The sequence below is a fragment of the Pseudomonas sp. FW305-28 genome (assembly GCF_017351395.1).
Taxonomy (GTDB): domain Bacteria; phylum Pseudomonadota; class Gammaproteobacteria; order Pseudomonadales; family Pseudomonadaceae; genus Aquipseudomonas; species Aquipseudomonas fluorescens_AA.
Map to the genome: position 1 here is coordinate 1 of NZ_JACNDD010000197.1, position 10,589 is coordinate 10,589.

A 10,589-nucleotide genomic window follows, 5' to 3' on the forward strand; every position below is an offset into this window, starting at 1 on the left:
TGCAAAGCGTTTTTGGTTACTTTTGGCGCTTTTCCAAAAGTGACCCGCTGTAAGAGCGGAACCCTAAGTGGCCGTTACCGCAGCAACGGATATACACACAAACCATACTTCTACTTGTCCATCAAATTGCTACTGGTAGAACCGGATATTGAGGACCGAAACGACTTAAAGACGTGTTGGAAACTGTCAGGACGGCAATGTCGCCCGCTTGCGACTGGCCGCCGCCGTCACCGCATAACCCAGCAACGCCGCCAGGATAGAGCCCGTGAGGATCCCCATCCGGTCCATGCCAGCGTAGTCACTCACACCCGGCTCGAACGCCAGGGAGCCGACGAACAGGCTCATGGTGAAACCAATCCCGCACAGGATCGCCACGCCCAGTACCTGGCCCCAATTGGCACCGGCGGGTAGGCTGGCGATGCCGATTTTCACGGCCAGCCAGGTCAGGCCGAAGACGCCGACGGTCTTGCCCAGCAACAGGCCGATGGCGATGCCCATCGGCACGTCATGGGTGAAGCTCTCGACGGTGACGCCGCTCAGGGACAGGCCGGCGTTGGCGAAGGCGAACAGCGGCAGGATGCCATAGGCCACCCAGGGATGCAGGGCATGTTCCAAGGAGAGCAGCGGCGAAGTCTCGGCGTTTTTCGTGCGCAGCGGAATGCAGAACGCCAGGGTTACCCCGGCCAGCGTGGCATGGACACCGCTCTTGAGCACGCAGACCCAGAGGATCAGGCCCACGACCATGTAGGGCCCGAGCTTGATCACGCCCATCCGGTTCATCGCCACCAACACGGCGATGCAGGCGGCTGCCAGCATGAGCGACAAGGTCGACAGGGCGCCGGAATAGAAGATGGCGATGATGATAATGGCGCCCAGGTCATCGATGATCGCCAGGGTCATCAGGAACAGTTTGAGCGACACCGGCACCCGCTTGCCGAGCAAGGCCAGCACGCCGAGGGCGAACGCGATGTCGGTGGCCGTCGGAATTGCCCAGCCGGCGAGGGCGGCCGGGTTATCGCGGTTGAGAAACCAGTAGATCAGCGCCGGCACCACCATGCCACCAATCGCCGCCGCGCCCGGCAAGACGATTTGCGATGGCTTTGATAGTTGCCCGTCGAGGACTTCACGTTTGACTTCGAGACCGATAAGCAGGAAGAACATCGCCATCAGGCCGTCGTTGATCCACAGCAGCAGGGGTTTGGCGATCTTCAGGGCGCCCACCTGGGCGACCACCGGGGTGTCGAGCAGGCCGTTATACAACCAGGACAGCGGTGAATTGTTGATGACCAGGGCCAGTACGGCGGCAGCGATCAGCAGCAGGCCGCTGGCAGCCTCCAGTTGAAAAAAACGTGTCAGAGAATTGCGTAGAGCCACGATCGCTCTCCATGTATCGAATCAAAAAGATGGCACACCCTAACCCGTACTGTTAGTTGTTAAAACAAAAGTTATATTCTTTTTTGTTATATGGCGTTACAAGGCCTGCGCCACGCAGTCGGCAGTTACGGACCATATTGGACCTTAGCTGTACCTGTGCGTGATGTCGGTTTTTTCCTAAGCTGGCGTCTGGTTTTTCCGAACTCAAGCCGTGCCTGCACGACCGCGTGATCTCCCCACGCCGAACACGATCAGTGAGCAAACACACCATGAACGACCACCGCCAGTGGGCCCGTGAAGCGATCCGCATCATCGAGGCAGACTTCCAGCGCAGCGCCGATACCCACCTGATTCCGCTGCCGCTGCCTGGTCTGCCGGGCATCGAGTTGTACTTCAAGGATGAGTCCAGTCATCCCACCGGCAGCCTCAAGCATCGGTTGGCCCGCTCGCTGTTTCTCTATGCGTTGTGTAACGGCTGGCTCAAGCCCGGTGCGCCAGTGATCGAGGCCTCCAGCGGCTCGACGGCGATTTCCGAGGCTTACTTCGCCAGGTTGCTGGGCCTGCCGTTCATTGCGGTGATGCCGGCGACCACCTCCAGGGAAAAAATCGCACAGATCGCTTTCTATGGCGGCCAGAGCCACCTGGTGGATGATCCTACGCAGATCTACGCCGAATCCGAGCGCCTGGCCCGCGAGCATGACGGGCATTTCATCGACCAATTCACCTATGCCGAGCGTGCCACGGACTGGCGGGCCAATAACAACATTGCCGAATCGATCTTCCAGCAGATGCGCTTCGAGCGGCATCCGGAGCCCACGTGGTTGATTTCCAGCCCCGGCACCGGCGGCACCACGGCCACCCTGGGACGCTATGTCCGTTACCGCCAGCATGGCACCCGCGTGCTGTGTGCCGACGCCGAGCGTTCGGTGTTCTTCGATTACTACCGCAGTGGCGACGCCAGCCTGCGCCTGGATTGCGGTTCACGCATTGAGGGTATCGGCCGGCCGCGAGTCGAAGCGTCGTTCCTGCCGAACGTCATCGATGCGATGGTCAAGGTGCCGGACGCCTTGTCGCTGGCGGCCATGCATTACCTGGCCGAGCGTCTGGGACGACGGGTCGGTGGGTCCAGCGGCACCAACCTGATCGGCGCGCTCATGGCGGCCCGGCAGATGGCGGATGCGGGGGAGTCGGGGTCGATCGTGGCGATCTTGTGTGACGGCGGCGAGCGCTACGCCACGACCTATTACGACCCGGCATGGCTCAAGGCCCAAGGCTATGAGTTGAGCGGGCTGATGGACATCGTAGCGGCGAGTGTGGAGCGGGGCGCGGCACTGCCAGAGAGTGTGTTGCGGGCCAATATCTGAATCTTGAAAACCCTGATCCCCTGTGGGAGCGAGCTTGCTCGCGATAGCGGTGGATCAGTCAACATCTGTGTTGAATGCCAGGCCGCCATCGCGAGCAAGCTCGCTCCCACAGGGCCAACTGTCAGGCTTCGAGACCGAGAATGTCCCGCGCCACGGCCTCGGCAATCCGGATCCCGTCCACCCCCGCCGACAGGATCCCGCCCGCATAACCGGCGCCTTCACCCGCCGGGAACAGACCCTTGACGTTCAGGCTCTGCAGCGATTCGTCGCGGGTGATGCGCAGGGGCGATGAGGTGCGGGTTTCGATGCCGGTCAGCACGGCGTCGTGCAGCGAGTAGCCGCGAATCTGTTTCTCGAACGCCGGCAAGGCTTCGCGGATGGCTTCGATGGCGAAGTCCGGCAAGGCCAGGGCCAGATCACCCAGGGACACCCCAGGCTTGTAGGAAGGTTCGACGCTGCCCAGTGCCGTAGACGGCTTGCCGGCGATGAAATCGCCCACCAGTTGCGCCGGGGCCTCGTAGTTGCTGCCGCCGAGCACGAACGCGTGGGACTCCAGGCGTTCCTGCAACTCGATGCCGGCCAGCGGGCCACCCGGATAATCCACTTCCGGGGTAATGCCGACGACGATGCCAGAGTTGGCGTTGCGCTCATTGCGCGAATACTGGCTCATGCCGTTGGTGACGACGCGGTTCGGCTCGGACGTCGCCGCTACCACGGTGCCACCCGGGCACATGCAGAAGCTGTACACCGAGCGGCCATTCTTGGCGTGGTGCACCAGTTTGTAGTCGGCGGCGCCGAGTTTCGGATGGCCGGCGTACTTGCCCAGGCGCGCGCTGTCGATCAGCGATTGCGGGTGTTCGATGCGGAAACCCACCGAGAACGGCTTGGCTTCCATATACACGCCACGGCTGTGGAGCATACGGAACGTGTCCCGGGCGCTGTGGCCGAGGGCCAGGATCACGTGTTTCGAATGAATGCGTTCACCGCCGGCCAGTTCGACGCCGACCAGTTGGCCGTCCTCGATCAGCACATCGGTGACCCGCTGCTGGAAGCGTACTTCGCCGCCCAGGGCGCGAATCTGCTCACGCATGGTTTCCACCACGCCTGTCAGGCGGAACGTGCCGATGTGCGGCTTGCTGACATAGAGGATTTCTTCCGGCGCCCCGGCCTTGACGAATTCGTGCAGGACCTTGCGGCCAAGGAATTTCGGGTCCTTGATCTGGCTGTAGAGCTTGCCGTCGGAAAACGTCCCTGCGCCGCCTTCACCGAACTGCACATTGGACTCGGGGTTGAGCACACTTTTGCGCCACAGGCCCCAGGTGTCCTTGGTACGCTGGCGCACTTCCGGGCCACGTTCGAGGATGATCGGCTTGAACCCCATCTGCGCCAGCAACAGGGCGGCGAAAATCCCGCACGGGCCGAAGCCGACCACGATCGGCCGCTCGCTCAAGTCGGCCGGTGCCTGGCCCACCACTTTGTAGCTGACATCCGGCGCTTCGTTGACGTTACGGTCATCGGCGAACTTGCGCAGCAGGCTGGCTTCATCACGCACCGTCAGGTCGATGGTGTAGATGAAGCACAGTTCGGAGGATTTCTTGCGCGCATCGTAGCTGCGCTTGAACAGGGTGAAGTCGAGCAGGTCATCGCTGGCGATGCCCAGGCGCTGCACGATGGCAGGGCGCAGGTCTTCTTCGGGGTGATCGATTGGCAGCTTGAGTTCGGTGATTCGTAACATGGCGGGGTCCGGTTCGCGGGATGCACAACTGCACCAGGGCGTGAACCGGCGATTATAAGCCAAAAGCTGTGAATCAGTCGTCGCGCGCGCCACCGAAGTAGGCGCAGCCGCGTTGGACCTGGCCGTTGACCCGCAACTCGGCGCTCATGTGTTGCACGCTGTCGCTGACACTGTCGACACAACGCGCAGGTGTGACCCACAGCTCGACTTTCTGGCCGTTGGCCTCGGTGCCCAAGTTGAAGCGGCCATCGCCCAATTGCTCCTCGACGTAAGGCACCGCCAGCGGCGGCTGGCCTTCGCGATCCAGCACCAGGCCCTTGCCACTGGCCTTGAGCGTCCATTCCGGGCTGTGTCCCGCGGCGCGCAGGATCACGCGTTTGAAGTCGACGTCTTCGCAAGCCGTCCCCGAGCGCTCCAGGCGATACAGTTGTTCAACGTCCAACTGACTGTCGGTGCCGGCCGCTGCGCTGGAAACGATACGGCCACGTACATCGGCAAACAGTTTGCCCTGGTCATCGGCCAGGCTGGCGGCCTGTTGCAGCACGCTGGTGCCACCGCTGTCGTTGACGATGTAGCGGCGCTGTTCCTGGCATGGCTGGAACACCAGTTTGCCGTCGGCCGCCGTGAGTTCGCCCTGCAGGCGTGTCTGGCCGGCGTGGGAGGCGCTCTGACGTGGGGTGTCGAGCAATTGGCAGCCGGTGAACAGCGGCAGGAGGGCGACAAATAGCAGGGAGCGGGCGGCACGCATCATTGGGTCTCCAGACAAGTGCCGCCACGTTACTCAGACTGATCCTGCATCACAAGGGGTGTTAGCCCACGTGAAAGGTCTGACCGGTTTGTAGGCCTTCGACGCTCTTGGCGTAGGCCAATGCCACATCCACTGCGGGGACGGGTTTGAAGCCACGGAAATAAGGCGCGTATTTGCCCATGGCTTCCAGCAGCACGTTCGGGCTCACCGAGTTGACCCGCAGGCCCCGTGGCAACTCGATTGCCGCGGCGCGCACGAAACTGTCCAGGGCGCCGTTGACCAGGGCCGCCGAAGCACCGCTCTTGATCGGGTCGTGGCTGAGCACGCCGGTGGTGAAGGTGAAGGATGCGCCGTCATTGGCGAATTCGCGACCGATCAGCAGCAGGTTGACCTGGCCCATCAGCTTGTCTTTCAAGCCCAGGGCAAAGCTGTCTTCGGTCATGTCGGCCAGGGGCGCGAAGGTGACGTTGCCGGCGGCGCAGACCAGGGCGTCAAAACGGCCAGTCTTCTCGAACAGGGCGCGAATCGAGGCGCTGTCGCTGATATCCACCTGCAATTCACCGCTGTGGCGGCCGATCCGAACGATTTCGTGGCGGGGCGACAGTTCTGTATCAATGGCCGAACCGATGGTGCCGTTGGCGCCGATCAAGAGGATTTTCATGAGCTGTTCCTTAATGGGTTGAACGAGTTTTCAGTCTAGAGGGGTTCTTTCCATTGATAATCGTGCTAATAGGCAACCTTTGGTTTTCATTTGGAAACAATCCAATGAGCGAAATGGATGACCTGGCGGCGTTCGCCGTGTTGATGGAGGCCGGCAGTTTTACCTTGGCGGCCCAGCAATTGGGGTGCAGCAAGGGCCAGTTGTCCAAGCGCATCAGCCTGTTGGAGAGCCGGTTTTCGGTGGTGTTGCTGCAACGCACCACACGGCGCTTGAGCCTCACGGCGGCAGGGGCGGCGCTGTTGCCTCAGGCCCAGGCGCTGCTGGTGCAGGTGGAAAGGGCGCGTCAGGCATTGGCTCGGTTGAAGGATGACATTTCCGGACCGGTGCGTATGACGGTTCCGGTTTCGTTGGGTGAAACCTTCTTCGAGGGCTTGCTGATGGAGTTCGCTCGCACGTACCCCAATGTGCAGATCGAACTGGAGCTCAACAACGGTTACCGTGACTTGAGCCGCGATGGTTTCGACCTGGCGATCCGCTCCGACGCCGCCATCGATGAGCGGCTGGTGGCCCGGCCATTGTTGGCGTGGCACGAAATGACCTGCGCCAGCCCGGCCTACCTCGAACACTACGGCGAGCCTGAGACGCCCCAGGCCCTGGCCGAGCACCGCTGTTTGCTCAACAGCCACTACAGCGGCCGGGAAGAATGGCTTTACCACCAACAACACGAACTGTTGCGGGTCCGAGTGTCGGGGCCGTTCGCCAGCAATCACTACAGCCTGCTGAAAAAAGCCGCCCTGGCCGGTGCCGGAATCGCCCGGCTGCCGTCGTACCTGCTGCATGAAGCGTTGGCGGATGGACGCCTGCATTGGCTGCTGCGCGACTACCAGACCCGGCGCATGCCGATGTACCTGGTGCACCCGTACCAGGGCGGCCTGCCCAAGCGCACCCAGGTGCTGGCCGACTATTTGATCGACTGGTTCAAGCGCAGTGGCGAGGCGTTGGATCGGCTACAGCGATAACCCGGTCATTTGATATCCCTTGTGGGAGCGAGCTTGCTCGCGAAGGCGTTGGTACATCCGGTATTTGTGCAAGCTGACCCACCGCTATCGCGAGCAGGTTCGCTCCCACAGGGGATCTGTGTTCAGCCGTGGGCGTAACGCCTGGCTATCAGGTGATCGATCGACAACACCCCCGGTCCACGGGCCATCAGGTAGAGCAAGACCGCCGCCCAGGTGCCATGGGTCGGGTAGGCGTCCGGGTAGACGAACACCTGGATGGTCAAGGTCATCCCCAGCAAGGCCAGCGCTGAAAAGCGTGTCGCCAGGCCAAGCATGATCATCACCGGGAAGACATGCTCGGCAGTGGCCGCCAGGTGCGCGGCCAGTTCCGGCGACAGCAGCGGCAGGGCGTATTCGCTTTTGAACAGTGGAATGGTCGAGTCTGCCAGTCGCGGCAGACCGATCTGGAAGGTGCCGTCGAACAGGTCGATGGCCAGTCCTTCGATTTTGGTCTGGCCGGATTTCCAGAACACGGCGGCAATCGAGAAGCGTGCGACGAAGGCGATCAGGCTGTGGGGGATTTTCTCCAGCCATTGAATGAAACTGGCAATCAGGGCGTTCATGGAGATACCTGTTCGGCTAGGAGATGGGTGATGGCCTGGTGGCGGATGAGCCCCGCCAGGGTGTGTTCCAGGTCAAGATCGATTGAGGCCTCGATGGCAGCCGTCAGGGAAAAGCCTTGTTGCAGGGCTGCGATGAACCCATGGGCAGCGCGACTGATCGCAAACACCTCCACCTCCAGGCCGTTGCGCAGCACCAAGGCGTTTTGCGCGGGAAACGTTTCGAACGGTACGGGCGCCTGGTGCTGATGGGCGGCCCAGATCGTCACCACGGCGTAGGGGGATTGCAGCAGCCGCAGTGACGGGTGAAGCCCGATCTTCAGGTGCCCCGTCAGCGTTGGGGATGACAGCGCTGCCACGATTCGTTCTTGCGCCATGGGCTTGGCGTCGGCGGCATGCCAGGCTTGCACATGCAGTCGCTCCAGCCGGGCGACGTCCGTCAGGTAAGGCACGCTGGCGGCGGGCTCGAAGTGTTCGATGAACTCGGCAAAGTCGCCCCCGTAGTCGTTCATCACCGGGCTGCGCGGCGGCGTCGATTGGACATAGACCCCGGCCATGGCCCGGAAGAATTCCTCGCCCACCAGTTGCACCACCACCGGGTAGTTGTCGGCGAGGGCGTTGATCAATGAGCAGAGCACGTTGTTGCGGTACACCGCGAAACGGCTTTCCGGGGCCGCCCCATTGGCGCTGACCAGGCCCGGCGGACACGCTTTGCGCGGGTCGAGCAGGGCGGCGGCAAATGCGTGCTGGTTGCTCATGGCCGGGCTCCGGCGGCGCTCAACAGTTGATCGGCCTGGCGTGCTTCGGCCAGCAGCACTTCCCATGCGGGGATGTGGTTGTCGCGCTCGATCAAGGTGGCGACTGGCCCGGTCCGCTCCAGTGCCTGGAGATACAGTTGCCAGACCGCGTGGTCGACGGGTGCTCCGTGATCGTCTATCAACAGGCGCTCGCCGAGGCTGTCGGAGTCTTCGGCGAAGCCGGCCAGGTGAATTTCGCCGGTCGCATGCAGAGGCAGGGCGTCGAGGTAGGCCAATGGATCGCGGCAATGGTTGATGCACGAAACGTAGACGTTGTTCACATCCAGCAGCAGGCCGCAGCCGGTGCGACGGATCACTTCGCTCATGAACTGTGGCTCGTCGAAGGTCGAGGTTTCAAAGGCCAGGTAGGTGGCCGGGTTTTCCAGTAACAGCGTGCGCTTGAGGCTGGACTGCACCTGGTCGACGTGTTCGCAGACCCGGTCGAGGGTTGCTTCGTCATAAGCCAGGGGGAGCAAGTCATTGAGGAACACCGGGCCGTGGCTGGACCAGGCCAGGTGTTCGGAAAAGGATTGGGGCTGATAGCGTTCGATCAAGGCGGCCAGGCGCTGCACATGCGTGACATCCAGCGGCCCCTCCCCACCGATCGACAGGCCGACGCCGTGCAACGACAGCGGATATTGTTCGCGTATCAGCCCCAGGAAGTGATGAAGCGGCCCGCCGGCCACCATGTAGTTTTCCGCGTGCACCTCGAAGAAACCCAGGTCCGGTCGGGTCTGGAGTACCTCACGAAAATGCGCACTCTTGAGCCCCAGCCCTGCCCTTGGCGGCAGCCGGCTATCGGTGGCGAGAGAAAGGGTATCCAACATGGTGGCAGGCCTCAGGCAGATGCGATCAGGACTTGGCTTTGAACGCTTCGAGCTGGCCGAAACCGGTGGGGGAGGTTTTGCTTTCCATGGTGGTGCAAGTGCCTTTCGGGACCGATTTCCAGGCGTTGGCCTGATAGTCCATTTTTGCGGTACCGGCGCAGGTGGTGCCGGCGCCGGCAGCGCAGTCGTTCTTGCCTTTGAGGGCGACGCCGAAGCATTTTTCCATGGTGTCGTCGGCTGCGTGAACGGTCGGGACGGCTGTCATGCTCAGGGCAGAACCCAGGGCGAGGACCAAGGCAGCGGCGGACAGGGTACGGGTCGAAGCAGTCATGGTGATTCTCCAGTCTTCAGGGAAATGAACCGGCGTTAGCGCCGGTCTGCTGAACTAGAGAAGGGCGGTGGGAAAGCGTTACAGCGGACTCTCGATTTTTTTATGCACTGCAAAACCCGTGGCGAGGGAGCTTGCTCCCGCTGGGCTGCGCAGCGGCCCCAAGATTTTGCGGTTGCTGCGCAACCGAGCGGGAGCAAGCTCCCTCGCCACAGAAAAATCATCAGTCCTTCCAGGCAATGGGGTGTTGAATGACGGTCACCGACGACACCCTTCTGCTCCAACGCCTCCTGGCGGGTGAGCAGCAGGCCTACAGAGAGCTGGTCAGCGCTTACCAGAGCCCGATGCGTGCCGTGGCCTATGCCATTGTCGGCAGTCGCCATGTCGACGAAGTGGTGCAGGACGCCTGGTTGTCCGTGGTGCGCAATCTCAGTGGTTTCCAGGGGCGTTCCAGCCTCAAGACCTGGCTGTTGACCATCACGGCCAACGCCGCCAAGGGGCGCTACAAGCAGAACCGGCGGGAAGTGCTGCTCGATGACCTCCCGGCCCCCCACGGCACCCTCGGCGATGACCGTTTCGCCGCGGACGGCCATTGGCTGCTGGCGCCGTTCGCCTGGCACCAGGACACGCCCGAAGCGTTGCTCACGATGAGTGAATTGCGTGATTGCCTGGAGCACACGTTGCTCAGCCTGTCGGAGCTGCAAGGCAGCGTACTGACCCTGCGGGAACAGCAAGACCTGGAGTTGGACGAAATCTGTAATCTGTTGGGTATCTCGCTCTCCAATGTCCGTGTGCTGTTGCATCGTGCCCGACTGAAGGTCTTCGCGACTGTTGAACATTTCGAGGAAACCGGCGAATGCTGACCTGCAAGGAACAAGTGGCGCGCTCCAGCGATTATCTCGATGGACAATTGAGCTTTCGTGAGCGCCTGATGGTGCGTCATCACCTGATGTTCTGCCCCAATTGCCGACGCTTCATCCGTCAGATGCGCCTGATGCAGGCGACCCTCAAAAAACTGCCGCAACCCCCGATTCCCGACCTGGACCAGCTCGCCGAGAAACTCGCCGCCGAGCGCCGCAAAAACATCCGCTGACACCTGAGACACCACCCACCCTTGTGGGAGCGAGCTTGCTCGCG

General features: G+C 62.0%; 12 protein-coding genes. 4 read left to right on the forward strand and 8 right to left on the reverse strand.

The features are described from left to right. Nucleotides 1-186: 186 nt before the first annotated feature. Entirely contained in the window at nt 187-1,374 is a 1,188-nt protein-coding gene (nhaA, locus tag J4E53_RS27975; protein ID WP_103311403.1) for a Na+/H+ antiporter NhaA, read from the reverse strand. A 269-nt stretch (nt 1,375-1,643) separates the two neighbouring features. Between nhaA and J4E53_RS27980 the strand changes: the two genes are divergently transcribed. After that, the gene (locus J4E53_RS27980) at nt 1,644-2,738 is read left to right on the forward strand and encodes a PLP-dependent cysteine synthase family protein (protein ID WP_060738905.1); all 1,095 of its coding nucleotides are present in this window, start codon (nt 1,644-1,646) and stop codon (nt 2,736-2,738) included. 121 nt (nt 2,739-2,859) lie between these two features. On the opposite strand, the gene J4E53_RS27985 is transcribed toward J4E53_RS27980, so the two are convergent. The 3 genes from J4E53_RS27985 to J4E53_RS27995 form a co-directional block, all read right to left on the reverse strand. Then, the gene (locus tag J4E53_RS27985; RefSeq protein WP_060738904.1) at nt 2,860-4,473 is read right to left on the reverse strand and encodes an NAD(P)/FAD-dependent oxidoreductase; all 1,614 of its coding nucleotides are present in this window, start codon (nt 4,471-4,473) and stop codon (nt 2,860-2,862) included. 73 nt (nt 4,474-4,546) lie between these two features. Further along, on the reverse strand, nt 4,547-5,221 hold the full coding sequence (locus J4E53_RS27990; protein ID WP_092165973.1) for a COG3650 family protein: 675 nt from the start codon (nt 5,219-5,221) through the stop codon (nt 4,547-4,549). 61 nt (nt 5,222-5,282) lie between these two features. Then, a complete protein-coding gene (locus J4E53_RS27995; protein WP_103311243.1) occupies nt 5,283-5,882 on the reverse strand; it encodes a short chain dehydrogenase in 600 nt (199 codons plus the stop codon). 104 nt (nt 5,883-5,986) lie between these two features. On the opposite strand from J4E53_RS27995, the gene J4E53_RS28000 reads away from it, so the two are divergent. Continuing rightward, nucleotides 5,987-6,901, forward strand: coding sequence for a LysR family transcriptional regulator (locus tag J4E53_RS28000; RefSeq protein WP_060738902.1), 915 nt, complete (start codon nt 5,987-5,989; stop codon nt 6,899-6,901). A 122-nt stretch (nt 6,902-7,023) separates the two neighbouring features. On the opposite strand, the gene J4E53_RS28005 is transcribed toward J4E53_RS28000, so the two are convergent. The 4 genes from J4E53_RS28005 to J4E53_RS28020 are packed head-to-tail and all read right to left on the reverse strand — an operon-like array spanning nt 7,024 to nt 9,455. Further along, a complete protein-coding gene (locus J4E53_RS28005) occupies nt 7,024-7,503 on the reverse strand; it encodes a DoxX family protein (protein ID WP_103311244.1) in 480 nt (159 codons plus the stop codon). Next, nucleotides 7,500-8,258, reverse strand: coding sequence for a DUF2063 domain-containing protein (locus J4E53_RS28010; protein ID WP_060738900.1), 759 nt, complete (start codon nt 8,256-8,258; stop codon nt 7,500-7,502). The genes J4E53_RS28005 and J4E53_RS28010 overlap by 4 nt, the downstream gene beginning before the upstream one ends. Then, entirely contained in the window at nt 8,255-9,124 is an 870-nt protein-coding gene (locus tag J4E53_RS28015; RefSeq protein WP_103311246.1) for a DUF692 domain-containing protein, read from the reverse strand. The genes J4E53_RS28010 and J4E53_RS28015 overlap by 4 nt, the downstream gene beginning before the upstream one ends. 25 nt (nt 9,125-9,149) lie before the next feature. Beyond that, on the reverse strand, nt 9,150-9,455 hold the full coding sequence (locus J4E53_RS28020; protein WP_060738898.1) for a DUF2282 domain-containing protein: 306 nt from the start codon (nt 9,453-9,455) through the stop codon (nt 9,150-9,152). Between the two features lie 248 nt (nt 9,456-9,703). Here J4E53_RS28020 and J4E53_RS28025 point away from each other — a divergent pair, with 248 nt between their 5' ends. Next, nucleotides 9,704-10,315: an RNA polymerase sigma factor gene (locus J4E53_RS28025; protein WP_060738720.1), complete on the forward strand. Its 612-nt coding sequence runs from the start codon at nt 9,704-9,706 to the stop codon at nt 10,313-10,315. Next, a complete protein-coding gene (locus J4E53_RS28030; RefSeq protein WP_103310148.1) occupies nt 10,309-10,545 on the forward strand; it encodes an anti-sigma factor in 237 nt (78 codons plus the stop codon). The genes J4E53_RS28025 and J4E53_RS28030 overlap by 7 nt, the downstream gene beginning before the upstream one ends. Nucleotides 10,546-10,589 lie beyond the last annotated feature (44 nt).

Coding starts and splice junctions, on each gene's coding strand:
- J4E53_RS27980 (WP_060738905.1), top strand. CDS start 1,644: ATGAACGACCACCGCCAGTGGGCCCGTGAAGCGATCCGCATCATCGAG.
- J4E53_RS27985 (WP_060738904.1), bottom strand. CDS start 4,473: ATGTTACGAATCACCGAACTCAAGCTGCCAATCGATCACCCCGAAGAA.
- J4E53_RS27990 (WP_092165973.1), bottom strand. CDS start 5,221: ATGCGTGCCGCCCGCTCCCTGCTATTTGTCGCCCTCCTGCCGCTGTTC.
- J4E53_RS27995 (WP_103311243.1), bottom strand. CDS start 5,882: ATGAAAATCCTCTTGATCGGCGCCAACGGCACCATCGGTTCGGCCATT.
- J4E53_RS28000 (WP_060738902.1), top strand. CDS start 5,987: ATGAGCGAAATGGATGACCTGGCGGCGTTCGCCGTGTTGATGGAGGCC.
- J4E53_RS28005 (WP_103311244.1), bottom strand. CDS start 7,503: ATGAACGCCCTGATTGCCAGTTTCATTCAATGGCTGGAGAAAATCCCC.
- J4E53_RS28010 (WP_060738900.1), bottom strand. CDS start 8,258: ATGAGCAACCAGCACGCATTTGCCGCCGCCCTGCTCGACCCGCGCAAA.
- J4E53_RS28015 (WP_103311246.1), bottom strand. CDS start 9,124: ATGTTGGATACCCTTTCTCTCGCCACCGATAGCCGGCTGCCGCCAAGG.
- J4E53_RS28020 (WP_060738898.1), bottom strand. CDS start 9,455: ATGACTGCTTCGACCCGTACCCTGTCCGCCGCTGCCTTGGTCCTCGCC.
- J4E53_RS28025 (WP_060738720.1), top strand. CDS start 9,704: ATGACGGTCACCGACGACACCCTTCTGCTCCAACGCCTCCTGGCGGGT.
- J4E53_RS28030 (WP_103310148.1), top strand. CDS start 10,309: ATGCTGACCTGCAAGGAACAAGTGGCGCGCTCCAGCGATTATCTCGAT.